This window comes from Serratia symbiotica (Periphyllus acericola) (assembly GCF_964019515.1).
GTDB lineage: Bacteria > Pseudomonadota > Gammaproteobacteria > Enterobacterales > Enterobacteriaceae > Serratia > Serratia symbiotica_D.
In genome coordinates, this window is sequence record NZ_OZ026452.1 from 1,348,562 (window position 1) to 1,373,141 (window position 24,580).

Genomic DNA, 24,580 nt, shown 5'->3' on the forward strand with positions numbered 1-24,580 from the left:
CAAGGTAGCCAGGGCGTAAGTCCCCAAGAGTTGACTCAAGGTCAGTGACTGGGATGAGCTAATACAGATACAGCTTGAAGTATGACTGGGCAAGTGACTTTTTTACCGACAACATCAGGACAGAGAACAGCATGCAGCAATTACAAAACGTTATTGAAAGCGCCTTTGAACGCCGTGCAGAGATGACCCCAGCAAACGTAGATACCGTAACGCGCGAAGCGGTAAACCAGGTGATCGGCCTGTTTGACAACGGTACCCTGCGCGTTGCCGAGAAGAGAGACGGTCAGTGGATAACACATCAATGGCTGAAAAAGGCTGTGCTACTCTCTTTCCGCATCAACTGCAACAAGGTGATGGAGGGCGCGGAAACTCGCTATTACGACAAGGTACCGATGAAGTTCGCTGGCTATGACGAAGCACGCTTCCAGAAAGAGGGGTTCCGCGTAGTGCCACCAGCCAGCGTGCGCCAAGGGGCATTTATTGCCCGTAACGCCGTACTGATGCCATCTTACGTTAACATCGGTGCCTACGTTGACGAAGGTACCATGGTCGATACCTGGGCCACCGTCGGTTCATGTGCGCAGATCGGAAAGAACGTTCATCTGTCCGGCGGCGTCGGCATCGGCGGTGTACTGGAGCCGATACAGGCCAACCCAACCATCATTGAAAATGACTGCTTCATCGGTGCACGTTCCGAAGTGGTTGAGGGCGTGGTGGTGGAAGAAGGCTCGGTGATTTCTATGGGCGTTTACCTCGGCCAAAGCACCCGCATCTATGACCGCGAAACCGGTAAAGTGCACTACGGCCGCGTACCGGCCGGTTCGGTAGTGGTGTCTGGTAACCTGCCGTCGAAAGATGGCTCTTACAGCCTATACTGTGCGGTGATCGTCAAGAAAGTTGACGCCAAGACACGCGGTAAAGTCGGCATTAACGAACTATTGCGCACCGTCGACTAAAATCGATAATAGTGGGTGATGAACCCACTATTTTTTTGTCTGCTTTTCGTTGACAATCACAGTCTCATGGCATGCTTTGCGCCACAATCGCAGTGGTTATCATCTAACAGATAACGCAATATTTACGATAACTTGAAAAGCTTGGGAACCAATCAACCGGAGGATATCGCACGCTATAGCCTGCGTCAGGAGGCCAATAACGACATTCTCAAGATTTATTTCCACAAAGATAAAGGCGAGTTCTTTGCCAAAAGCGTGAAGTTCAAATATCCGCGCCAGCGAAAAACTGTGGTGGCAGATAACGCCGGGCTAGGTTTACAAGGAAAAACACGAAATCAATCCAAACCTACGTTACGTGATCGACGAACTGGATCAACTATGCCAACGAGATCAAATAGAAATGGAACTGAAACGTAAAATCCTCGATGACCTGCATCATCTAAAAGGCATGGTGTGACAAAAGATTGCCGAAATCAAATCCGATCTGGAAAAACTGACTCGTGGTAAATAATCTCGAGCCAGTTCACCCAGCTCACAAACTTTTACTTTTTAACTTTATTAATTTCAAATGATTGAAAAAAATGGATCAATACTCCTACTCCAACAGCCACCCCCATTGCTCGACCCACGGGCAGGAAATCACTTCCGGTTCTGGCTGTTGTGTCGCGTCGATTTCCAATATTTCACCTACGCGGGTCGCCCCTTGTTCCTGTAATAATGCGTCGAACGCGAGCCCGGCCCCGCAGAAATTATCGTAACTGCTGTCGCCCAACGTACTCAGCCCGTAGCGTAGCTCCGGCTGATAGCCTAACTGGTCGCGGATAGTATGGAACAGCAGTGCAATGCTGTCCGGTAGATCGCCTTGCCCGGTTGTAGAGGTGATCACCAGCACATAATACTGGCGGTATAGCTGCCAGGCATCCAACATGCCCTCTTCGAACACTTTTACCTCATGACCTTTCTCATTGAGGATATTTTGCGACTCTTTCGCCACCAGCAGCGAATTGCCGTAGACAGTGCCCAAGAAGCTGCCAACCTGAGCCATCACCCCTACTTCCTTCCTACTGTTGAAAATTGTCAGCTATCCTGACTGTTAGCCGCCCTAAACTCAATACCAGCAAACTCAGGAAATACATCTACCCTTAATACATGGCCTCTGCCCATCGACTAAAATCAGCCACCTGGCTACTTATGGCGCTTTATACAACATGTTGTCTAGGCTTTGCACCACCAACAGCAGCGGCAGGCAATTGGGTTCTCTGTCCTTCAACGCCAGTTCTAAATACGGTGTGACAGCGAATTGCGTGGGCAACGGCGCATAGGCTTCCAGCAAAGCATACATACGCGGCAGAAACACCCACTGTAGCCACTCTTCCGCCTGCATGCGGTCAACGTAGAAAGGTTCGGTGCTGGCAAATGCCTCAGGCTCCGGAGGAGCGGCCTGCCACAAGGCTAAATCACGCATTGACTGTTCAATCGTCTGCAAATTGTCGCGAACCTGATTATGTATACTCATCTGCATTCTCGATCTATTTTAATTATAGGTCTAAGCCATATTGCTAACAGCAAAGCGTAGTATCTTATAGCCCAAATACTGCCTGGGCCAACGCCACAGTGATAGGCATTTGACTGCACAGATACGTAAAGTTTGAAGTGAGGCAAAAAGTTGGGGGCACCGCGTTACCAGTGCCCCCTGTTCGCTTTATAGCTATCCCGCTACACTACAGAGTATGCTCCCTGCTCAATCCCTGAAAACTTTTACTGTGGCTCATCCTGGCCGAGTGATCCTTGCGTTTTCCTATAGCATCATCCTAATGCGGTTCCTCAGTCTTCGTAAACCACCGACAGTACTTTGGCAGCTATCAGTCTCCGTCCTGGAGGTGTCCTTGATTTCAATCCTGAAACATCCTAAGCATATCCTGACGCCCTCCATCGCTCTTCGCTGAGCGCATTCCTATCTTCATCCTGAAGCTGCATCATCCTGATGCTTACCAGCTCTATTCCAGCAAACATAAGATCACCTAATTTCTATATGATCACAAGGGATTGCCCCATGGGACAAGCTAAATTTCACCTAAGTATCATCCTAAAAAAAATTAACCCATTGATATAGGTAGCAATAAATCCAACACATAATGCCGACCTGGGAAAATTAAAAGCGATCTCTCACAGATTATGTAAGAGATCTATAACACGAAAGAAAGCGATTCTATTGTTTCCCCAGTGTTAGGCGCAAAGCATCGAGAAAATTTTTCAGCGTTGCCGCCAGCAGCAAACGTTTGTCACTGCCGATCTGCTCCGACACCACATTACCGCTGCCGTTGCAAAGCAAGACCAGAGTCATTTCGGATTCAGTGGTCGCCAAGAATAGCGTTGGTGACAGCTTCAGGCATTTTTGGGCTACAAAATGACCGATTAGATTTTCCTGTAGGCGAATAAAGTCGTCCTCACTCCATACTTGTAGCAGACTTAGGCGATGCACACCGAATTTAGCGTGTAAGTCTCCCGCGTACTGCTGCGTGTAGGAACACTGAGCATCTGGCTGTAGCCGTAAGCCCAGCGCAGTTTCCACTGTATCTAGCGTTGCTGCTGGAGTAAAAGGTTGAGGTAGCCACAGCACTTCATCATCGCGGTGCCCCACGATACAGGGTGACGGCACACCAAATAGCGCCTGGCTGGCGCATGATCGCGCTCCTGCCGCCACAACTTGACATAGCGTTGGGCGAATCCACGCAGGGCATGCGATACATCATGATCCATACTTTTCTCACACAGGTTAGACTGGGGGATTATTTTACCTATTTACTGAGGGCGCACCAGCGTTGACTTCGTACCTTTACACAGAAACCTGGTAACCAACAGTGCGAAGCATTGCTCAACAACTGAGCTAACGAATAGTTAGTGTTGGTAAAAGTTCAGAGGCAGCGGTAATGTTGAATGCAGGAGTACCAGAGCATCAACCCTAACGAAATGCTATTCTGCTATCGCATGGACTACTACTGCCACGTACTGGGTGAAAAAGGAGTAACATTGATTACACACATCAGACCGCTTGGCTCTATGGATTTGTTGTCGCAGTTGGAAGTAGACATGCTGAAGCGTACCGCCAGCAGCAACCTGTACCGCTTGTTCCGCAACTGTTTGCTGGCCGTATTGAATTCCGGGAGCCAGACTGACAACAGTAAACAGCTCCTGTCCCGCTATGAAACCTTTGATATCAATGTACTAAGCCAAGAACGCGGAGTAAAAGTAGAACTGGTCAACCCGCCAGAAGAAGCCTTTGTCGATGGCCGTATTATCCGCTCACTACAGGCTAACCTATTCACCGTGCTGCGCGACATCCTGTTCGTATACGGTCAAATCGCCAGCGTTGGGCATTCTCAGTACCTGAATCTGGAAAACCCGGCTCTTATCACCAACTTGGTATTCTCCATTCTGCGCAATGCACACACGCTACATCTGGATGAAGATCCCAATATGGTAGTGTGTTGGGGCGTCCATTCGATCAACAAGAATAAATACCTCTACGCACGTAAGGTCGGCAGCCAACTGGGTTTGCGCGAGTTGAATATCTGTACCGGCTGCGGGCCGGGCGCTATGGAAGCACCGATGAAAGGTGCGGCGGTGGGGCATGCGCAACAGCGCTACCGTAACAGCCGCTTTATCGGCATAACCGAACCTTCGATCATTGCGGCCGAGCCACCTAACCCGTTGCTAAACGAATTGGTGATCATGCCAGATATCGAAAAACGCCTGGAAGCCTTCGTGCGTATAGCCCACGGCATCATCATCTTCCCAGGCGGTGTCGGCACTGCCTAAGAGCTACTATATCTGCTGGGGATACTGATAAACCCTGAGAACAACGAGCAGGTGTTGCCGCTGATCCTTACCGGGCCGAAAGAGAGCACCGACTACTTCCGCGTGTTGGATGCGTTCATCATGAACACCTTGGGAGACGAAGCACGCCAGCACTACAGCATCATTATTGATGACCCAGTAGAAGTCGCGCTGCAAATGAAGGAAGCCATGCCATTGGTGAAGGAAAACCGCCGCAACACTGGCGATGCTTACAGCTTTAACTGGTCGATCCGCATTGCACCTGATTTGCAGTTACCCTTCGAGCCGACCCATGAAAACATGGCGCACCTTAACCTGTCTCAGAACCAACCCGCTAAACAGTTGACCGCCGCGCTGCGCCGCGCATTCTCTGGCATCGTAGCTGGCAACGTAAAGGAAAAGGGCATCCAGGCCATTGAACAGTTCGGACCTTACAAACTGCACGGTGAACCACAGGTGATGAAATACATGGACAGCCTGTTGCAAAGTTTTATCACCCAGCAGCGCATGAAACTACCGGACAGTGCCTATGTGCCCTGCTATGAAATCATAGCCTAACCCGTGATTTTTTGACTTTGTTACCTTTGCCACCCTATGCATTGCAAGTTGCAGCTAAAAACCTGTGTAGGGCTGACGCCAAAGGCATCAAGCTCCTGGAAATGGGGCAAAAATAAGACAACGCTATAGCCTGAAAGGCGATGAGACATGCTTATACACCTATTGATTATTGACGCTCTTAACCTGATTCGCATCATCCACGCTGTGCAGGGTTCACCCTGCATCCACGCTTGCCGATTCGCTCTGCAACAGCTTATCCAGCACAGTTGGCCAACGCACGCGTTAGCCGTGTTCGATGAAGATGACCGTAGTACAAGCTGGCGGCACCAAATCCTACCCAATTACAAGGCTGGGCGCTCACCGATGCCGGAAAACCTGCGGCAGGAAATGCCGCAACTGCAACAGGAGTTCGCCGAGCTGGGCGTTGCCAGTTGGCATTCTCCAGGCAACGAAGCGGACGATTTAGCGGCCACACTGACGGCAAAAATCGCCAGTGGCGGCCATCAGGTCACGATTATCTCCACCGATAAAGGCTATTGCCAGTTGCTGGCTCCGAGCGTGCAGATCCGTGATTATTTTCAGAAACGTTGGCTGGACATGCCCCGTTTGTGCAACAAGCACCAATGGCATGGCTTCCTTAATTTGGTGTGACGCCGCAGCAACTACTGGACTATTGGGGGGTGGCGGGGATCAGCAGCAGCAAGATCCGCGGCGTGGCTGGCATTGGACCGAAAACAGCGGTGTTACTGTTGCAGCAGATGGGAAGTCTGGACTAATTGTATCGACAATTACAGCAGGTGCCGGAGAAATGGCGCAGCAAGCTCCAGCAACACCGCGAACTGGCTTATATCAGCAAACGAGTAGCAACATTGAACACCGACCTGACACTAGACGGTAACTTGCAGCAACTGCGTTTGCCGATACATTGAGGGCGTTACCCCATAATCAATCGCGCTCGTCGCGGCGGCCGGGAACAGCCGACCATATGCGGCGCACATGCACAGTGATCTCTTCACGATCGTGGTAAAGCTGCTTGGCATGCACCTGTGCATTGATGCCCTCCGCCGCCAATGTTTCACGCAGATTTTGCATATTCTGCGACACGGCTTCGTAACGTTTTTTCATCGGCAATTTCAGGTTGAAAATCACCTCACGGCACCAACCCTTCACCAGCCATTGGATCATCAAATTGGTCACCTTGGCTGGCTTCTCCACCATATCGCATACCAGCCAATAGATTTTACTGCTGGTCGGCTCGAATTTAAAACCGTCAACGCGGTGATGAGTGACCTGACCCGTTTCGATCAGGCTGGCTGCCATCGGGCCGTTATCCACCGCATGCACCAGCATGCTACGCTTCACCAACTGATAGCTCCAGCCACCTGGGCTAGCACCCAGATCAACCGCATACATGCCGCTGGCCAGACGTTCTTCCCACTCATAGGCGGGAATGAAGACGTGGAACGCCTCTTCCAACTTCAGCGTAGAGCGGCTTGGTGCATCGGCTGGGAAGCGCAGGCGCGGAATACCCATATAAAAAGGCGAGTTATTGTGACTAAAAGAGTAGCCGACATAGCAGCAACATGGGGCGATAAAGAACACATGCACCACCGGACGCGTCGCGTTTTCACGCGCCATCAGCACTTTCTGCTCACGCATGGCCGTACGTAGCGGCACCGTCAACTTGCGGCAAAACTTCATCAGTTCTTTGCTTTCGTTAGTGTCAGGCACTTCTACCCGTAGTTCACCACCGCGATCGATCACGCCGATCAGCATGCCAACGATTGGCGACACCCTATCTTCCGGCGGCAAATCACGTAGAAGTTCTCCTACCACTGTTTGGCGGGCGAAAATCAGCTCGCGTAACGGGATTTCCCGCGCCAAACGATCGGCATCATCCGGCTGATAGCATTCGAACAACACATAGCCACTGTTCTCTTTTAGCCGGGCGAAGCCGAAAACCTCTAACCGAACCGCCTTATCGGTCATTTCAGCGGCACACTCTTTCTCGAAGCCGGGGCGGCAATATAACACGATCTTATTCATGGCATCCAGCCTCTGTTCTCAGGCGCAAAGCACCAATCAACATCAATACCCAGCCAATCAGGAAGCACACGCCGCCAACCGGCGTAATGTAGACACAAATATTTAGGTGTAACAGCGCCAAACAGTACAGGCTGCCGCTGAACAAAACAGTGCCGAGCGCCAACAGAGCCCCACACCAGTAAAACAACAGGCTCACACGGGATTCCATCACTACCGCCAACGCCAGAATGGTCAGAGTGTGGAAGCCCTGATATTCCAGAGCTGTGCGAACCCAAGCCATTTCATTAGCGCCGAGCGTACCACTCAATACATGTGCGCCGAGAGCGCCCAGCGCGACAAACCCCAAGCCGCTGATAGCGGCAAAAACCAGCATGAAACGACTGCTCATCGTCATTTACCCTATAAAGAAAATCGGATGGCTGTATGTAGCACTAACCGACCTTATTTTTCGTAGCAAAAGTGGAATTGCTCCTGCTCACTGGCTGCCCGCGCCAAGATCCATCGACGAAAGGCGGCTATTTTACCCAGTTCTGCCTGGCTTTCATGACAGACCAGATAAAAAGCATTTTTACTGACCAATACATCATTGAATGGACACACCAAACGCTCAGCCTTAATCTCGATTTGCGCCATCACATTATTCACTAGCACCATCCCCTACCCATGCACCGCAGCCTGTATCACCATGGCACTATGGCTGAAGATCGGCTCCTGCTGCACATTGATGTGCTGCAACTCTAACTGGCAGGTATAGACCAACCAGTCGCAGAGTGAAGTCCCGTATAGCAAGGTATGATAAACCAAATCGCCTGCCTCTTTTAGCGGATGGTTGCCACTCAGCAGACTCGGTTAACATACCGACAGCAGATATTCCGCATACAGACATTCAGCACCTAGCCCCGGCCAGTACCCAGGACACAGAAAATCGCCATATCGACAGCATCTGCCAGCTTAGCTGCTTCACAATCCACCGCATGAATGCGCACATAGATACCAGGGTAAGCAGAGTTAAAGCAGAAAAGACGAGGAACCAACCACTGAATAGCAAAACTGGGAGGCAGGCTGACGGCCAGTGTCCCTCGCCTGCAACTTGCGTGTAGCTTCTTTGATCGAAGAGAAGACTCCCTTGATGTCAAGGTAATAGCTCTGCCCTTACTCCGTCAGCAGAAACAAGCGGTTACGCCGCCGGAATAGCTTCAGGCCAAGCAAATCCTCCAGCGACTTTATCTGGTGGCTCCCTGCGGCTTGAGTCGTAAACCGCGCTTATGGCACCTTGGTAAAACTCAGATGGCGAGTAGCCGCATTGAACACACGCAACGCATTAAGGGAGGGATAAACGCTTTGGCATTAATTAGATACTTTAATGTAACAATGAGTTGAATAATGCGGCGTCGTAAATTGGAAAGCCCTGTGTAGGATGCCATTGGTTGAGCCTAACAAGCCACTACCATTATTTTTTATTCGATCCATTATACTTTTTCATTGAGGATACGCTAGTAAATACCTACAGTGATGGTACTACCTAAGCCGGAACCAAAAGTTCATCGATGCTGAGGACATCGATGAACTTTTGGCTTGTGGTTATGATGTTGTGTTTGCCTCATGTCCGGTAATCTGGTCGGGGTAGCAAATTTACTGTTTTTCATTTCCTGTATATTTATTCTGTCCTTCTGCAGTGATTTTATGCAGCATCGCTTGATGTTTGCCTTTGGTTTTGATATCTTATTACCCACTGGTAAAATAGGATAGGATCAGGCACTAACTCAAACCAATGATAATCAGGGTATGATACCTTTTAACCCCAGCATATTTCGTCAGCAGTTTCCCGCCCTCACGCAGGACGGAATTTATCTGGACAGCACCGCCACCGCGTTAAAACCGCTGGTGGTGATCGAAGCCAAGAAGCAATGCTACTGTGACGATATACCGCCACCGTGCACCGCAGCCAGCACCGCGTAGCACAAGATCTGACGCGCCCGTTTTGAGCAGGCGCGCAGTCTGGTAGCATCGCTGATCAACGCACCTTCTGCCGACGATCTCATCTGGACCCGCGGCACCACCGAGGCGATCAAACTGGTGGCACGAAGCTACGCCCGGCCGCGCTTGCAGCCATGTGACGAAATTTTGGTGAGTGAAGCTGAGCACCACGCCAACCTGATCCCCTGGCTGATGGTGTCGGAACAAACGGGTTCTCAGGTTGTCAAGCTGCCGATCGGTACCAATCGGCTACCCGGATCTGGCGCAAGCCATCACCCTGGCGCATAGTGCAGGCGCACGAGTGACGATCATCATCGACGGTGCCCAAGGCATCGTGCATTGCCCAGCCGCCGTTCAGTAGCTTGATATCGATTTCTACGCCTTCTCTGGCCACAAACTATATGGCCCGACTGGCATCGGCGCACTGTATGGTAAAAGCGAACTGCTGGCGCAGATGCCGCCTTGGCAAGGTGGCGGCAAAATGCTGGCCCAGGCTCCTTTGGCGGCTTCACGCCTCAAAAACCGCCGCATTGCTTTGAAGCGGGTACACAGAATATTGCCGGCGTACTGGGGCTGGCTGCCACGCTGAACTGGCTGGACGAACAGGATTGATCGGCGGCAGAACGTTACAGCCGCGCTTTAGCTGACCAAGCTGAGCAACGGCTGGCGCAATTGCCAGGCTTTCGCAGTTTCCGCTGTTTTGGCTCCAGCCTGCTGGCGTTTGATATTGCGGACATCCATCATAGCGACATTGTTACGCTGTTGGCTGAACATGGCATCGCACTGCGCAACGGCCAACACTTTCGCCCAGCCGATGATGGCGGCGTTAGGCGTCAACGGCACTTTGCGCGTTTCCTTTGCGCCCTATAATTCTCAGCAGGATGTCGATGCACTGGTGGCCGCATTGTTCAACACTATCGACCTGTTGGCCAACTAAATTGACCACCAGAGACACTATGCTCGCTCCCCATCCCTTTGGTCGTGAGATTACTAGCGTAGCATCGAGACCTTCAGCACGCTAAACCAGTGGGAGGATCTCTATCGGCAGTTGATCACGCTGGCGAAACGGCTACCGCCACTGCCGGAAGCGCTACGGAAAACGGAAATGGCATTTAGCGGCTGTGATAACCGTATCTTGCTGGGACATCAGCGGTTGTCCGATGGCACGCTGCATTTTTATGGTGACAGCGAAGGCCGCATTGTACGAGGTCTGCTGGCAGTATTGCTAACCGCCGTGGAGGGTAAAACGCCGCAACAACTCGCCGTACTTGAACCATTGGCGTTGTTTGATCACCTGGCTTTATGCCATCAGCTAAGCGCCACCCGCGCCAGCGGGTTAGCGGCGTTTGCTGCTGGGGTGCAGGCGATCGCTGCCTGCTACCTCTCTGACGCCTGACGCGCCGCTTTTGCCAGCATTTTTTTCAGCACGTGGGACACAGCCACAAAACCAAAAGTGGCGGTAACCATAGTCGCTGCGCCAAACCCCGCGCTACAATCCATTATTTTTAGCCCATCGGCTGTGCTACGCGATGCACATACCGAACCGTCTGGCTGTGGGTAGACCAAGGGTTCGCTGGAGAATACGCAGTCGATACCCAACTTACCCTTGCCATTTTTCACCACGTTGAAATTATGCTTCAGCCGCGCACGCAGCTTGGCTGCTAGCGGGTCTTGGATGGTTTTCGCCAGATCGGCCACTTCTATCTTGGTCGGGTCAATTTGCCCGCCGGCACCACCAGTGGTCACTACCGGGATCGGGTAGCGATGGCAATAAGACAGCAGCGCTGCCTTTGGGCGCACGCTATCGATGGCATCGATCACATAGCTGAAATTGTGATCCAATAACTCAGCGATATTGTCTGGGGTAATAAAATCGTCGATACAGGTTACCTGGCATTCTGGGTTGATTGCCAGAATACGCTCCGCCATCACTTCAGTTTTCAACTGGCCGACATGCTGGCGCAACGCATGGATCTGACGGTTGGTATTGGTGACACAGACATCATCCATGTCGATCAAGGTAATGGCACCGATGCCAGTGCGCGACAGCGCCTCAGCCACCCAGGAACCCACTCCACCAATGCCAATCACACAGATGTGTGCCTGCGCAAACAACGCCAACGCCGGGTGGCCGTATAGCCGTGCCGTGCCGCCAAAACGTTGTAAATAAGCTGCTGAATAGGTTGTACTCATAACGATTTAATTACCTTTATAGTGCAAGCGGACAGTCCGCTCCTTGCCGTTCAATACGCGCTTAGCGGTTAAGCAGTAATCTACCACCGCTGTGCGGGTTAGCACTGGATAGCCGCGCGCCGCTGGTGCCGCTCAACACCCAAACGCGGCCATAGTGGTTATAGTAACCTGCCGAGTGACCGGCCGCCGACCCGATGCCCTGATACAGGTCAAAATGCTGCCCCTTGATGGCACCACCGACATCGAGTGCAACCATCAGGCGCATCTCATATTTTCCCGTGAATTGACCTTTATTGTCTAGCAGTGGTACTTCAGCCAGCAATGTGGTGCCAGCCGAGATCAGTGAGCTATCAGACGCCACCGAAGCTTTGGCGATCAATGGTACTGCGCTAGCACCTTTCACCGATGCGAAAGCTTCTGGACGGAAAAATACGAAAGAGGGATTCTGCTCCAGCAGTTCGCGCAATTCCGCCGCGCTATGGCTATCGGCCCACTGATGGATCGCCTGCAACGACATATCCGCCTGAGCCACTGCACCGCGATCGATCAGCACCTTGCCAATGCTACGGTAGGCATGGCCATTTTTACCCCCATAGCCGAAGAAGACCAGTGGCTGACCATTGCCATAATCCACATAGCCGCTACCCTGAACTTCCATCATAAAGTTATCTATCAGCGAGTTGGTATAAGCGATGATGTAGCGATCGTCCAGTGCACCGGAATAGATGCTTGCACGGTTAGGCAAAGGTTTTTTGCCTTTCAGCGGCATGCGGTAGATCGGGTAGCGGAACGCCCCCTGTTGGGTGTAGCGCGCCTGCAAAACTGGTGTATAGTAGCCAGTAAACTGCACGTTGCCATAGTTATCGACACCTTTCATCTGGTCAGCGCTGAGTCCATACTGGTTCAATTGACGTGTATCGGCACCCGCTGATAGCCAATTTTGCACCGCCTGGTAAGTCGTATTGTAGCGATCAAAGAGCACAGGGGTGGCATACTTGATCTCCAGCAACTGATTCAAGTAATTCTGGGAGTTGACCAGCACGCCTTTGGCGTTAGGCTGATTGACTCGTTCCAGCGCCTGATCTAAATGACCATCCTTATATTGCTGCCCACGATCAGTCGGCTTAGACGAACATCCCACCAGCACCCCCACTAACCCACCCAGCAGATATTTATCCCAACGCCCTTTCATCGCACACTCTCACACTGAATGATATCTCGACTGAACGATAACAAACGCCTATCTATAAAGGAATCGCTGCAAATAAAAAAACCAGATAGCGGGATAATGATGAAAAAGAATGCAATTTGTAGTTAAATTCAGCATAAAAACGATTTTCTCCCAATAAATTGCAAAAAGGGTTTGCAACAAAATGTATGGAGAGTATAGTGCACATACATCGGACGCGGGGTGGAGCAGCCTGGTAGCTCGTCGGGCTCATAACCCGAAGGTCGTCGGTTCAAATCCGGCCCCCGCAACCAATCTTGATAACAACATCAAAACACACTTCAGTGTACCTTTTAGCATTAGAGACCGGTTAAAACCGGCCCCACCCGCAACCAATACCGCCATTATCTACTCGCCAATGCAACGCCGTTAGCAAAGTACGCCCTGATTCGTGCCAGAATAGACTCCGCCACCTGTTGCTGGAAATTATGGGTGCGCAGCCTGCGCTCTTCTTCTATGTTGCTAATAAACGCTGTTTCAACCAGAATCTAAGGAATATCCGGAGCCTTTAATACCGCAAAGACCGCCTGCTCGACACGATTTTTATGCAACTGGTTAATTTTTTCCATCCATTTCAGCACCTCATTGCCGAATTTCTGGCTATCATTAATGGTCGCCGTCTGCACCAGATCTAACAAGGTATGATCGAGATAACGGTCACCGCTTTTACTGACGCCACTAATTTGGTCCGAGGCGTTTTGGGTCTGTGCCAAGAACTTGGCCACCGAGCTGGTGGCACCTTTTGTCAATAGTGCGAATACCGATGAACCGTGTGCTGCCCGGCGGGTAAAGGCATCGGCGTAAATGGAAACGAACAAATCAGCACGCTGTTTACGCGCCTTAGCAACACGTACCTTGAGCGGAATAAACACATCGTCATTAGGCGTCATAAACACTTTCATTGCAGGTTCACGTTTGATCAACGCGCTCAACTTGTGGGCAATTTGCAACACGATGTCCTTCTCTCGCGTCTTGAGCATGCCAATCGCGCCGGGATCGTCACCCCAATGGCTAGGATCTAACATGATGATAATCGGCAGATCGCGTCCCGCGTTGCCAGCCTGCGCCGCCTCTGCTGGCAACGTGCGATCCAGAACGCCTTGCTGTAATCTTCCAGTAACGCCAATAACGGATCATACTCCGTGCCACTACCGCCCTTGGTGGGATAGAGATCCAGCACTAGCCGCACAGTGTGTTGATCAAACTGGCCAACGCGCGCCTGCTTGAGGTAAGGATCGTCGGCGTGAACCTGGCTAGCGATGCCCTTCAGCACACTGTTGAGATGCACACCAGCGATATCCACCACCACACGGTCAGGATTGGTCAGCACAAACTGTTGGTATTTCAGCGCGACGTTAGATTCGAGCGTGATGCGAGTATAGGTGGAGGAAGGCCACACACGCACGGCGATGACATGCGATGATGCTGCGAAGCCTACTTGACTCACACTCAGCAACCAACTGGCAGCAGCCCCTTGTAATAAACGGCGGCGACCAGATTGTGATTTAAGTTTGGCATGTGGCTCCGAAAGTGATAACTGATCAAAGTAGATAAATAAAATACCAGTCAAACGGAAGTGCCGAAAACTTTAACCAATCACGCCAACCCTGTCACCAGAAAATCTTTTTATATTTTTCAATATATTACCATACAGTGCGGTTAACACAGAAATTAAGATAATTTCTCGCTTGCTATCCGCACAAAAAATAATAAAAATACAAAAATAACGTATAAATATGCATTTAGGGTTTACCGTAAAGGAACGTAGTACAGAGCTGGTTAAAGGATTTCGTCACTCAGTTTCCTATATTAACGCCCATCGGGGAAAGACATTTGTCTTCATGCCTTGATGGCTTCCCCATCAAGCATCAGAATTTTCCCAGCATTGTCAATGATATCGGCCTGTTGCATAGCTTGGGTATTCGTCTGGTGGTAGTTTATTGTGCAAGGTCACAGATCGACAACAATCTGGCGCTGCATCATTATCAACCTATTTATCACAAGCATACTCAGGTCACTGATGCCCTTACACTTGAGTGGGTTAAACAGGCTGTGGGCTTACTGCAACTGGACATCACCGCTCAGCTATCAATGAGCCTCAATAATACACCGCTACAGGGTGCGCACATCAACGTAGTCAGCGGCACCTTTATCATAGCCCAACCTCTCGGCATCGATGACTGCTTGGATTATTGCAATAGCGGGCGTATCCGCCGTATTGATGAAAAGGCTATCCACCACGAACCTGCCAACAACGTCATCGTGTTGATCGGCCCTGGGGCCTTGTCGGTGACTGGCGAAAGCTTTAACCTCAGCTCGTAAGAAGCTGCCACTCAGTTGGCGATCAAGCTGAAGGCGGAGAAAATGATCGGTTTCTGTTCCTCGAAGGGTGTGACCGATCCACAAGGTAACGTCATTTCCGAACTCTCCCCTAACGACGCGCAAAAATGTATTAAGCAGCGGGAAGAGCGCGGTGACTATCATTCCGGTACTGTGCATTTCCTGCACGGCGCAGTGAAAGCCTGCCGCAGCGGGGTGCGCCGCAGCCACTTAATCAGCTATCAGGAGGATGGCGCGTTGGTACAGGAGCTGTTCTCGCGCGATGGCATCGGCAGCTAAATCGTTATGGAGAGTGCCGAAAAGATGCGCCGTGCGACTATCGACGATATCGGAGGCATCCTGGAGCTGATCCGCCCGCTGGAGCAGCAGGACATTCTAGTACGCCGTTCACGTGAGCAACTGGAGATGGAAATCAACAAGTTCACCATTATCGAACGCGATAATCTGACCATTGCCTGCGCAGCGCTGTACCCGTTTCCAGAAGAGACAATCGGCGAAATGGCTTGCCTAGTAGTACATCCAGACTACCATAGTTCCTCGCGCGGCGAAATTCTGCTGCAACGGGTGGCAAGCCAAGCGCGACAAATGGGCCTGCAAAAACTGTTCGTACTGACCACCCGCAGCATCCATTGGTTCCAAGAGCGCGGCTTTACTCCGGCTGAAGTCGAGGTACTTCCGATACAAAAAAATTGCTATACAACTACCAGCGACGCGCCAAAATTCTGCTGGCAGGAGCTGTAACCCCTGCTGTGCTCTTCTGCAGTCTATTCCCCCCTCCGCAAGCGTTCAGCCAAACCGCTGCGACGCTGGGTTGGCGTGCAAATCGCCTTCGTCAACACCCTATCGTCGGCGTACAGCGAAAGCCGAGTACGTGCACGAGTGATGGCGGTATAGACCAACTCACGGGTCAGCAGCGGCAGGAAATGGGTCGGCAGCACCAACACCGTATGATCAAACTCAGAACCCTGGGATTTATGCATAGTCATCGCGTAGGCAGTTTCATGCGCGGGCAAACGGCTTGGCTGCACCGATTTTACGCTACCGTCCGGCAGAAGGAAATGCACGCGCAACTCACCGCGCCCATCCCGCAAGGCAATACCGATATCGCCGTTATACAATCCCAACGTACTGTCACTACGCCCAATCATCACTGGTCGCCCCAGATACCAGCGCCCCGGTGAGCGTTGGATCAACCCGGAATGCTGCAACCCGGACTCGAGCCGCTGGTTCAACCCGGCAACGCCGAATGGCCCTACACGCAGCGCGCACAACACTTGAAAACGGCCGAATGCTGCCAGCACCGTTACGGCATCGGCCCCAGCAATCACCTGTTTCAGGTAATCACGGTATCCCTTTACACACACCGCCAACAGCGCCTGATATTCTTCAGTGGTCGCCAGCGAATAACCCGCAACATCGCTGAAACCACCGTCAATCACTGCCCGCGCCCGTGCAACATCACCAAAATTGACCGCCTGCGCCAATTGGCCGATGCCAGATTTAGCGTCAAAGCGATAGCTCTTGCGCAGTAAACATAGGCTATCGCGCACCGCTGCTTCTGCCCGCGCTTGCTGCCCCCGCAATAGGCAGCCGGTCAAACGGCTTAGCTCTGCGGCACGCGCCTCGCTGTACCCATGTTCGGCAAAACGACAAATATCACCCAACACTGCCCCCGCTTCTACCGAGGCCAATTGATCGCGGTCACCGAGGAAAATCACCCGCGCCCGTTTCGGCAAGGCGGCAATCAAACGCGCCATCATCGGCAAATCGACCATTGACGCCTCATCCACTACCAGCACATCCAGATGCAGCGGATTACCGCGATGATAGAGCATGCGTTGGCTGTTGGGTTGCACGCCCAACAGCCGATGCAACGTTGCAGCTTCAGTCGGGAATAGCGCATGCTGCGCCGGCGTTAACGCCAGCTTACGGCTGGCGCTGCCAAGCGACTCAGTCAGCCGCGCTGCCGCTTTGCCCGTCGGTGCCGCCAATTGAATACGTAGCCGCACGCGCTCATCGAGCTGCACCAGTGCCGCCAGTAATTTCGCCACGGTGGTAGTTTTACCGGTACCTGGCCCACCGGAAATCACCGCAATTCGCCGGGTCACGGCCACCGCAGCGGCAATTTTCTGCCAGTCCGGTTCATCGGTAGCCGCACCAAACAGCCGATCGAGAATAGCGCGCAACTGAGCTTCATCTACTACCTGATGTTCGTGGTCGCTGCTGATAAATACCGCCACCTCACCTTCGCTCTGCCACATGCGCTGTAAGTACAGGCGTTGACCCTGCAACACCAGAGGCGTAGCACCGCTGCCATCACCAACTGCGGCGCAGGCCATCAGACGCTGCCGCCAGCGGGCGATATCTGGTTTCCCGGCGGCCAACCAGACGGCCTGTGCCAGTTCTGGCTGCCGCCCTGCAAACAATTGCCCCATCTGTAGCTCATCCAACATCAAGCAAACATGGCCAACCCCTGCCTCTGCGCTCAGGCAGGCCGCCGCCAGCAGAATATCGGGTTCATCTTTGGCCGCTACCACACCAGCGAACTGCACATCCAGTGGCCTCAGCACACCAAGCGCCACCGCCTGATCAAGCAGCGCAATCATCATCCATCCCCCCCCGCAGCAGCGTCGCCACTGAACAACAAATCCATGCCTTCCACCAATTGTTGTTCAGGGCGGCAGGTAAAAATGCCATTGCCCGGATGCAGCGCATCAACACCGCGTAAGAATAGGTAAATGACCCCGCCAAAATGGCGCTGGTAGTCGTAGTCCGCCAGCCGATGGCGCAGATAACGATGCAACGCCAGGGTATAGAGCTGATATTGCAGGTCATAGCGATGTTCCGCCATCGCACGTTCCATCGCTGGCCGGGTATAAGCGCTGCTATCCTCGCCCAGCCAGTTGGATTTGTAGTCCAGCAAATAGTATTTGTCCTGCCAGCAGAACACCAAATCGATAAAGCCTTTGAGCATGCCTTGAACCTGCGGGAAATCCAGCACCGGACAGCGAGCAGACAGCGGATCGTGGCGTTTTACCAGTTCATCAAGCTCTTTTGCCTGTAACACCTGGTTAATCGGCAGATAGAACTGCAACTCGGCCTGCTTGTCCTGCGGTGCCAACGCTGCCAACGTCACCCCGTTGTCATTCAGCGGGGTAGTGAGCAGCACCTGCACCCATGCCAGCAAAATAGGCTGCCAGTGATCGGCAAAACCCTGCTGTTGCAATTGTTTCAACAGCCACTGTTCTTCCAGCGGCTGAGTAAAGTCCAGTGTCTCGAACACACTGTGCAGAAAGGTGCCGGGTGCCGCACCACGCGGGAATGTATGCGGTGTGAGTGCTGACTCTCTTTTTTCCGCTTGCTCCCCAGCAGCATCGATATCCAACTGTGGCAGCAGATCCTGCATCAGATTCCCACCGTGCTGCCGCAGGCCAGTATAGCTGGTAACCCGCCAGAAATCTTGGATCTGGCGGGTGAAATTTTTTGCTGCCAGCTTTGTCGATATGGCTGCTTGCGGTTGCCAAGGCTGCTCGTTTAGCGTCTCAACTTGCGAAAGCACAACACCGCCACCAGCCAACTGCTGCAAACATTCATGCAAGTAAGCCGCATCACCCGCTTGCCCAGCCTGCACCAAATAGCCCAATGCGCTACGATGCACATCTGTGCCACCCTGCTTCTTGCGGGCGCCCTGGATCAACGGCGCAATGCCGATGCTGCTGTGATATACCGAGCGAGTCAACGCCACGTACAGCAAGCGCAGATCTTCCGCCAAGCGTTCTTCTTCCGCCCAAGCCAGGCTATCGTCATTAACGTTGAGATCCAACAGCACCTGGAAGCTGTGGCGATCGTGATACAGTGCCTGCTGCTGCTGGCGGAAATTGCCAACAAATGGCAGCCATACGAGATCGAACTCCAGCCCTTTGGATTTGTGGATAGTGATCACCTGCACCAGATGACGATCGCTCTCCAGCCTCAATTGCTGGTTATCGGACTGGCGGTTAGGCTGTGCGATTTGCTGTGCCAGCCAGCGAACCAACGCATGCTCGCTGTCAAGCTGCGCAGCGGCCTCCTGCAACAGTTCACCCAAGTGCAGCACGTCAGTCAGACGCCGTTCACCATCAGGGCCTGCCAGCAGGTTTTCCGCCAGATAGCGTGTTTTCATCACTTCGCTCAGCATCGGCAATATACCGCGATGACGCCAGAGCGTGCGATATTTATCGAACTCGTCCACCAATGCATCCCAGGCGAGTTCGTCGCTGCTCAAGCCAACCAATGTTGGCGCATCCAGCCCCATCAGCCCGGTTGCCATAGCACTACGCAACGTGCGTTCCTGCTCCGGCACCAGCACCGCCTGCAACAGCAACAGCAGATCTTTGGCTTCCAGCGTGTCGAATATGCTATCGCGGTTGGAAAGATAAACTGAGGGGATCGACAGCGCACTGAGCGCATCACGCACTAGCGCTGCTTCATTGCGGCTGCGTACCAGCACCGTGATATTCGACGCCTGCACCGGCCTGCGATATTTACCGTTATCCAGCCAAGCCTGCCCTTGCTGCCCGGTACTGAGCCAGTCACGGATTTGCGTGGCGCATAGCCGGGCCATCAGTTGTTGGTAATCACTTACACCAACACCTTCGCCCTGTTGCAACCAGAACTGCATCGCTGGCTGTGACTGGTTGTACAGTTCAAACACCAGCCCTTGATTCTTTTCCGCCGCGCTGACCTCAATAAAGGGGATTTGACCAAACAGGAAGGGTTTTTCCAATTGGCAAAACAGCGTGTTGACGCTGGCGACCATCGCAGGAGACGAGCGCCAGTTTGTTTCAAGGGTATAGTGTGCGCTCACCTCAGAACGAGCGCGCATATAGGTGAAAATATCAGCACCTCGGAAGGCGTAAATAGCCTGTTTTGGATCGCCAATCAGCAGCAAGCCACAGTCCTGCTGGCCGACATAAATTTTCTGGAAGATGCGGTATTGCTGCGGGTCAGTATCCTGAAATTCGTCGATCATCACCACCGGGTAGCGTTGACGAATCGCCTGTGCCAATTGCTCCCCCCCTACGTTTTGCAATGCACTGTCCATCCGGCTAAGCAGATCGTCAAAACCCAGCTCGGCGCGCTGGCGTTTCTCCTGCTGAATCGAGCGACGTATTTCGCTGAGCGCTCGCGCTATAATCAGGTCGCGCAGCGTCAAGGGAGCGGCAAAAAGTTCATCAATAGCAGTAAACAATGCATGACGCGGCGCTTCGCCCTGCTTGGTTTTTTCTAACAATACCGACTGGCGGAATTTATCCAGTTCTTTCGGTAACTGGTAATCCAAGGTTACCTTCATCGCCCACTCACCGACTTTTCCTAACCAATTCGGCAGGTGTTTGCTGCTATAGCTGCGCTTATCGGCACCGGATTGGCAGATTAATGTCTCCAGATCACCTGCAACCTTCTGCCAATGCGCCTTGATGGCGTCTATGCGCGCCACGATTTGCTCATGGCGCATTAGCACTGTTTCTTCATCCTTAGGCGGCTGGCGCAGTGTTGGTGCTTCACCATGCAAATAGTCGGAAAGATCGGCTAGCAGCGCTTCTGGGCCGTTCCACTCTTGGCTAACCACGCGGGCAATGCCTAACGGTAGCGGGTAGCAGTAGCGACGCCAGAAGTCGGCACACGCCTGCCGACGTAGCGGTAGTTCGTCCCGCACCAGCGTTTGTTCAAACAGCATGCCGGATTCGAAAGCATTGTCGGTCAGCATGCGCTGGCAAAAGCCATGGATAGTATAAATCGCCGCTTCGTCCATCTGCCGCTCGGCCGAGAGCAATTGCGCAGCGGCATCGGACAGATCGTCAATCTCATCCAACAGCACCGAAAACAACGGTTCTTGGCTTTTTCCACGCACGCAAGCAAGGCGCAGCTCGTGAATATTATTGCGAATACGCCCGCGTAATTCCTCGGTGGCGGCCTCAGTAAAGGTCACGACCAGGATTTCTTCGACCGTCAACGGCCGGTAGAATGCCGCGTCCTGACCAAGCCCAAGTAGCAACCGCAGGTAAAGCGCGCCAATAGTGAAGGTTTTGCCCGTTCCCGCCGATGCTTCAATCAGCCGCTCACCAAACAGTGGCAACGTCAACGGATCAAGCCTCTGCGGAACCTTCTCGGTCATGGTGTCGCCACCTTGCGCGGTAGAACCTTCTGCAATGCGGAGGCGTTATAAGTAACCCAACCCTTCGGCTCAGCATAGTCTGCTTTATCCTGGCCGCTACCACTGAGCTGCGAAAACAGCGCCAGCCCCTGCAGCTGGATCACTGCCTGATGGAAGTAGCCCGCCAACGTGGCTTGCGTCAGTTGCATAACCTGCTCAATCAGCTTCTGACGCGTATCAAAAGCAAAATTACTGCGATCAAAATCGTCAGCAAAGCGGCTGGCTTCTTCGCCAAGGGTTTGTGGCCGCTGGTTCAGTTCGTTGATCAGCGCTTGCTGGTACTGTTGGAAGTCCGCATCACTCATTTCACGCAGGCGTTTTTCCGTTTTTAAGTAAAAATCTTGGTAACGCTGATACAAATACGCTGGCTGTTTACTATTGCTCTGCAATAGCAAGCCGACGCCCCATTGGCGACCTACCTATATCGGGAAGTCGAATAGCGCATAACCTAATTGTTCCTTAGTGCGCAATTTGCTATAGAACCACTGCTGGATAATCTGCCCCAACAACGCGCTATAGGTCATGCTGACGACTTAGTCTTAGCTGGTCGGTACAAATACCGCTGCCAGTGCCGAGTCAGTACTACTTGCCGCTCGTTGTAAGTTGGTCAATTGTTGCTTCTCCACCACCACCTTTTCGCCATGCCACCATGCAACACCACTGCAACCCAGGCGCTGCTTCCGTGCCGAGGCAAGAGTAGAAACCTGCCGCTCGCTCATATTCCCCACAACCAGCAGTTCCAGCCTAGCGTCCACAAATAGGCTGCGCGGTAAGCCAAGACATCTTTTAGCGTCAGGGTTTTCAGCACATCACTGCGCTCACTGCGCTCCGAGTATGGCACGCGAGAAATCATCTTCACTGGCTGGATTGCCAACTCAAAGGCTTTGCCCTTATCGGCAGAATCCAACTGTTCCAGATACCAGGATTTAGCTTGCGCCAGTTGCTCCTCTGTCAGGGTAAAACTGGCGTAGTCTTCAATCAGCGAGCTTAACAGTTGCGGCAGACGCTGGTTAAAACCATTAGCGTTAATCATCAGGCCGTTTTTCAGCGAGGTAGAGAAGCTTAAACCGCCAACCGATGCCTGATAGCTTAGTTGATACAGCACGATGCCAGCCAGATAATCTGTCAAAGAGAATAGTACCTGATTACGTGCGGAATTCATGGCTTTGGCATTGCACAAAGCAACGGTAACGTCAGCCTTAGGCTCGTCGGCAAAATAATGGCTCGGCATGTACAGTACATGCAAACCCGGCTGATCCACCACCGGCTGCGGTTTTTTTAACTCGCGCGACGGTTTGGTCAGGGTAAAGCTATCTGGAATATAAGGGTTAAGTGCTGGCAACGACAGGGAGATGACGCTTCCCAACTGCTGCCACTGTGCAAAACGCTGTGGAGTTATTTTATTCACCTGTTAGGGTGCATTAACGAAATAGGCCGTCTTGTTGTGCATCTCGCTCGGCTTAATGAACCAAATGCGCGCGTTTTTCTGCATCATGGTATCCAGACGCTCGGCGATTGCCTTGGCATCATAACGATCCGCCAGATAAGACGAGTCCAATGCGTGTTCGACCGGAAGGCGCAGCAGGGTATCCACCAGCCATTCAATGTAGCCGATGTCACGAGTGATCGACGGGTAGCGGAAATTCAGATTCAGAGCCTGTGAAATCTCGTCAAAGTAACTCTGCTTGATGCCTTTGCTGCGCAGCATTTTCAGGTAGTTGAAAATAGCCGCCACCACCTCGTCACGCTTAGCCAGACCTTTATTGGTCAGCGATACGCTGATCGATAATACGCTACCATTGCGATCCACCATCGGATCGGCACCAGTGTGGATGGCATCCGCTAGCCCCTGTTTCTGCAACCAATCGGACAGGGTATTTTTGCTGCGGTTGCCAATAAGGTAGCTGATGTAGGTATCAGTTTTGCTGCGGAACGCCGCGCTATTGTTGCTGATAGGGAATTCTACTTTCAGTCGTTTGCGCGGTTGGGCAGGCACATAGTGAATAATAATGCTCTGTTGCTCTGACGTGACGGACGGTACGGTGATAATCGGCACGCTGGCATCATGATTCGCCACCCGGACAAAAGTTTTTGCGGCGATTTCCGCTAGCTGTAGCAATGACTGGTTGCCGTACAGCAACCCCACCATCAGGTTGGCGGAATAATAGCGTTTATAGACGTCGGTCAGTTCATCGTGCAGTTTGCTGCCCGGCTTATCCTCAAGGTTTCGAGGTTGCCGCCGTAGAAACGCGCGCTAGGATGCGCCGGATTCAGCATTTCTGCCTTAACCTGCGCCATAACGCATGCCGTCGCGTGAACGCGCCATCGTCAGCTTGGCGTTAACCGCATTGCGCTCGCGATCGGCATTGCCCGGCTCCAGCAGTGGTTCTGCAATGGCATCCGCCAAGCGATCAGCCGTAGGGTCCAGCGCGTCATTCTTCACGGTCAAATAGAACGCGGTGCGGTAGGAGGCCGTACTGGCGGCATTGTGGCTTCCACCGTGTTTTTTCAAAAATTCCGACAGATTTTCTGGCTGCGAATAACGCTGTGACCCCATCAGCACCATGTGTTCCAGGTAGTTAGCCAATCCTAGCTGGCTATTCGGATCTTCCAGCGAACTGACCGGCAGCGCCAATGCCGCCAGCTATTTTGGTGCCTGAGCGTCGGAAACCAGCAGCACCGTCATGCCGTTCACCAGTTTGATCGCCTGATAGTGTCATGCATCTTTTGGGTTTTTGTTGATCTTCTCTGCCAGCGGTTGCCATCCCTGTGCCGCCGAGATGAACGGCTCCCAACATATTGCCAAGAATACTAGCCTGGTGATACGGGCTAACTGTCTACGCATAGCCAAAACCTCTATTTTGACACCATTGCGCCAATGCCTTGACGTTGATAGTATTTGTCAAATCCACACAATTAAAATCTTTACCCGATGGATTTCAAGATGCAACTTGAAAAACTATGGGAATATAAGCCTGTACGTTATGTAAGACTAGAGTAGCCCAATGGTTGAATATCACCTCAATTATTTTTACCGCATCCCCGGCACCCAGGCTGTGTCCCGAAATTACCTGTGAGCACCGGTAGGGGTATTTGAACGCTCAGTAAGGCGGTTGGTGGAACAAATAAGAAGCTCATCACCTATGGGCACTCAAATGGCCTCAACCCTTCGGGTCGCGCCAAAAAGCCAGTACTTTGCGTTGTCTGGCTTGAACATAGCCCCTGCCCCCTCCGACTTTATGACGCGATTTT

Annotated in this window: 12 protein-coding genes, 1 tRNA gene and 10 pseudogenes; 10 read left to right on the forward strand and 13 right to left on the reverse strand. The window is 52.3% G+C overall.

Going from position 1 to position 24,580, the window contains the following annotated elements:
* The first annotated feature begins 131 nt into the window (after nucleotides 1-131).
* Nucleotides 132-956 (forward strand): 2,3,4,5-tetrahydropyridine-2,6-dicarboxylate N-succinyltransferase, encoded by an 825-nt coding sequence (gene dapD, locus AACL06_RS07360; RefSeq protein WP_339036621.1) that lies wholly within the window; start codon nucleotides 132-134, stop codon nucleotides 954-956.
* A 120-nt stretch (nucleotides 957-1,076) separates the two neighbouring features.
* Nucleotides 1,077-1,413 (forward strand): annotated as a pseudogene (locus AACL06_RS07365) (DUF3461 family protein).
* Between the two features lie 138 nt (nucleotides 1,414-1,551).
* On the opposite strand, the gene AACL06_RS07370 reads toward AACL06_RS07365, so the two are convergent.
* The 3 genes and pseudogenes from AACL06_RS07370 to syd all read right to left on the reverse strand — a co-directional run bounded on the left by AACL06_RS07370 (nucleotide 1,552) and on the right by syd (nucleotide 3,716).
* Nucleotides 1,552-2,001, reverse strand: a complete 450-nt coding sequence (locus AACL06_RS07370) for a flavodoxin (RefSeq protein WP_339036622.1) — start codon at nucleotides 1,999-2,001, stop codon at nucleotides 1,552-1,554.
* Nucleotides 2,002-2,145: 144 nt separating this feature from the next.
* Nucleotides 2,146-2,472 carry a YqcC family protein gene (locus AACL06_RS07375; protein WP_339036623.1) on the reverse strand — a complete coding sequence of 109 codons (327 nt, stop codon included), beginning with the start codon at nucleotides 2,470-2,472 and terminating at the stop codon, nucleotides 2,146-2,148.
* A 693-nt stretch (nucleotides 2,473-3,165) separates the two neighbouring features.
* A pseudogene (gene syd / locus AACL06_RS07380) lies at nucleotides 3,166-3,716 on the reverse strand (SecY-interacting protein).
* Nucleotides 3,717-3,986: 270 nt separating this feature from the next.
* On the opposite strand from syd, the pseudogene ppnN reads away from it, so the two are divergent.
* Both ppnN and xni read left to right on the forward strand, forming a co-directional pair.
* Nucleotides 3,987-5,351: pseudogene (ppnN, locus tag AACL06_RS07385) on the forward strand (nucleotide 5'-monophosphate nucleosidase PpnN).
* Between the two features lie 147 nt (nucleotides 5,352-5,498).
* Nucleotides 5,499-6,280, forward strand: a pseudogene (gene xni, locus AACL06_RS07390) (flap endonuclease Xni).
* A 16-nt stretch (nucleotides 6,281-6,296) separates the two neighbouring features.
* Here the strand turns inward: xni and rlmM are convergent.
* The 3 genes and pseudogenes from rlmM to AACL06_RS07405 all read right to left on the reverse strand — a co-directional run bounded on the left by rlmM (nucleotide 6,297) and on the right by AACL06_RS07405 (nucleotide 8,714).
* Nucleotides 6,297-7,397 (reverse strand): 23S rRNA (cytidine(2498)-2'-O)-methyltransferase RlmM, encoded by a 1,101-nt coding sequence (rlmM, locus tag AACL06_RS07395; protein WP_339036624.1) that lies wholly within the window; start codon nucleotides 7,395-7,397, stop codon nucleotides 6,297-6,299.
* Nucleotides 7,390-7,785 carry a DUF423 domain-containing protein gene (locus tag AACL06_RS07400; protein WP_339036625.1) on the reverse strand — a complete coding sequence of 132 codons (396 nt, stop codon included), beginning with the start codon at nucleotides 7,783-7,785 and terminating at the stop codon, nucleotides 7,390-7,392. Before AACL06_RS07400 ends, rlmM begins: the two co-directional genes overlap by 8 nt.
* Nucleotides 7,786-7,838: 53 nt before the next feature.
* Nucleotides 7,839-8,714: pseudogene (locus tag AACL06_RS07405) on the reverse strand (transcriptional regulator GcvA).
* Nucleotides 8,715-9,182: 468 nt separating this feature from the next.
* On the opposite strand from AACL06_RS07405, the gene AACL06_RS10645 reads away from it, so the two are divergent.
* Both AACL06_RS10645 and AACL06_RS10650 read left to right on the forward strand, forming a co-directional pair.
* On the forward strand, nucleotides 9,183-9,356 hold the full coding sequence (locus AACL06_RS10645; protein ID WP_425336902.1) for a hypothetical protein: 174 nt from the start codon (nucleotides 9,183-9,185) through the stop codon (nucleotides 9,354-9,356).
* Between the two features lie 54 nt (nucleotides 9,357-9,410).
* Nucleotides 9,411-9,662, forward strand: a complete 252-nt coding sequence (locus AACL06_RS10650) for an aminotransferase class V-fold PLP-dependent enzyme (RefSeq protein ID WP_425336939.1) — start codon at nucleotides 9,411-9,413, stop codon at nucleotides 9,660-9,662.
* On the opposite strand, the gene AACL06_RS10655 is transcribed toward AACL06_RS10650, so the two are convergent.
* Nucleotides 9,598-9,768: a hypothetical protein gene (locus tag AACL06_RS10655; protein WP_425336903.1), complete on the reverse strand. Its 171-nt coding sequence runs from the start codon at nucleotides 9,766-9,768 to the stop codon at nucleotides 9,598-9,600. The two genes, AACL06_RS10650 and AACL06_RS10655, sit on opposite strands and share 65 nt — an antisense overlap.
* A gap of 21 nt (nucleotides 9,769-9,789) precedes the next feature.
* On the opposite strand from AACL06_RS10655, the pseudogene AACL06_RS10660 reads away from it, so the two are divergent.
* Nucleotides 9,790-10,200, forward strand: a pseudogene (locus AACL06_RS10660) (aminotransferase class V-fold PLP-dependent enzyme); the annotation flags it as partial.
* Between the two features lie 130 nt (nucleotides 10,201-10,330).
* Nucleotides 10,331-10,770: pseudogene (gene csdE, locus AACL06_RS07415) on the forward strand (cysteine desulfurase sulfur acceptor subunit CsdE).
* Here the strand turns inward: csdE and tcdA are convergent.
* Nucleotides 10,752-11,567 carry a tRNA cyclic N6-threonylcarbamoyladenosine(37) synthase TcdA gene (gene tcdA / locus AACL06_RS07420; protein ID WP_339036626.1) on the reverse strand — a complete coding sequence of 272 codons (816 nt, stop codon included), beginning with the start codon at nucleotides 11,565-11,567 and terminating at the stop codon, nucleotides 10,752-10,754. The pseudogene csdE and the gene tcdA overlap by 19 nt on opposite strands.
* Before the next feature lie 61 nt (nucleotides 11,568-11,628).
* Nucleotides 11,629-12,759, reverse strand: a complete 1,131-nt coding sequence (gene mltA, locus AACL06_RS07425) for a murein transglycosylase A (protein ID WP_339036628.1) — start codon at nucleotides 12,757-12,759, stop codon at nucleotides 11,629-11,631.
* A 213-nt stretch (nucleotides 12,760-12,972) separates the two neighbouring features.
* On the opposite strand from mltA, the gene AACL06_RS07430 reads away from it, so the two are divergent.
* Nucleotides 12,973-13,049 (forward strand) — tRNA-Met (locus tag AACL06_RS07430).
* A 90-nt stretch (nucleotides 13,050-13,139) separates the two neighbouring features.
* Here AACL06_RS07430 and AACL06_RS07435 read toward each other — a convergent pair.
* A pseudogene (locus tag AACL06_RS07435) lies at nucleotides 13,140-14,313 on the reverse strand (N-acetylmuramoyl-L-alanine amidase).
* 218 nt (nucleotides 14,314-14,531) lie between these two features.
* On the opposite strand from AACL06_RS07435, the pseudogene argA reads away from it, so the two are divergent.
* Nucleotides 14,532-15,866, forward strand: a pseudogene (gene argA, locus AACL06_RS07440) (amino-acid N-acetyltransferase); the annotation flags it as partial.
* Nucleotides 15,867-15,899: 33 nt separating this feature from the next.
* Here argA and recD read toward each other — a convergent pair.
* The 3 genes and pseudogenes from recD to ptrA all read right to left on the reverse strand — a co-directional run bounded on the left by recD (nucleotide 15,900) and on the right by ptrA (nucleotide 24,173).
* Nucleotides 15,900-17,741, reverse strand: a complete 1,842-nt coding sequence (gene recD / locus AACL06_RS07445; protein ID WP_339038344.1) for an exodeoxyribonuclease V subunit alpha — start codon at nucleotides 17,739-17,741, stop codon at nucleotides 15,900-15,902.
* Nucleotides 17,741-21,289, reverse strand: coding sequence for an exodeoxyribonuclease V subunit beta (gene recB / locus AACL06_RS07450; RefSeq protein WP_339036630.1), 3,549 nt, complete (start codon nucleotides 21,287-21,289; stop codon nucleotides 17,741-17,743). Before recB ends, recD begins: the two co-directional genes overlap by 1 nt.
* Nucleotides 21,286-24,173 (reverse strand): annotated as a pseudogene (gene ptrA, locus AACL06_RS07455) (pitrilysin). Before ptrA ends, recB begins: the two are co-directional and overlap by 4 nt.
* Nucleotides 24,174-24,580 lie beyond the last annotated feature (407 nt).

What these genes read in the sequence shown, in the direction of transcription:
- dapD (WP_339036621.1), top strand. Translation starts at nt 132, where the DNA reads ATGCAGCAATTACAAAACGTTATTGAAAGCGCCTTTGAACGCCGTGCA.
- AACL06_RS07370 (WP_339036622.1), bottom strand. Translation starts at nt 2,001, where the DNA reads ATGGCTCAGGTTGGCAGCTTCTTGGGCACTGTCTACGGCAATTCGCTG.
- AACL06_RS07375 (WP_339036623.1), bottom strand. Translation starts at nt 2,472, where the DNA reads ATGAGTATACATAATCAGGTTCGCGACAATTTGCAGACGATTGAACAG.
- rlmM (WP_339036624.1), bottom strand. Translation starts at nt 7,397, where the DNA reads ATGAATAAGATCGTGTTATATTGCCGCCCCGGCTTCGAGAAAGAGTGT.
- AACL06_RS07400 (WP_339036625.1), bottom strand. Translation starts at nt 7,785, where the DNA reads ATGAGCAGTCGTTTCATGCTGGTTTTTGCCGCTATCAGCGGCTTGGGG.
- AACL06_RS10645 (WP_425336902.1), top strand. Translation starts at nt 9,183, where the DNA reads ATGATACCTTTTAACCCCAGCATATTTCGTCAGCAGTTTCCCGCCCTC.
- tcdA (WP_339036626.1), bottom strand. Translation starts at nt 11,567, where the DNA reads ATGAGTACAACCTATTCAGCAGCTTATTTACAACGTTTTGGCGGCACG.
- mltA (WP_339036628.1), bottom strand. Translation starts at nt 12,759, where the DNA reads ATGAAAGGGCGTTGGGATAAATATCTGCTGGGTGGGTTAGTGGGGGTG.
- recD (WP_339038344.1), bottom strand. Translation starts at nt 17,741, where the DNA reads ATGATTGCGCTGCTTGATCAGGCGGTGGCGCTTGGTGTGCTGAGGCCA.
- recB (WP_339036630.1), bottom strand. Translation starts at nt 21,289, where the DNA reads ATGACCGAGAAGGTTCCGCAGAGGCTTGATCCGTTGACGTTGCCACTG.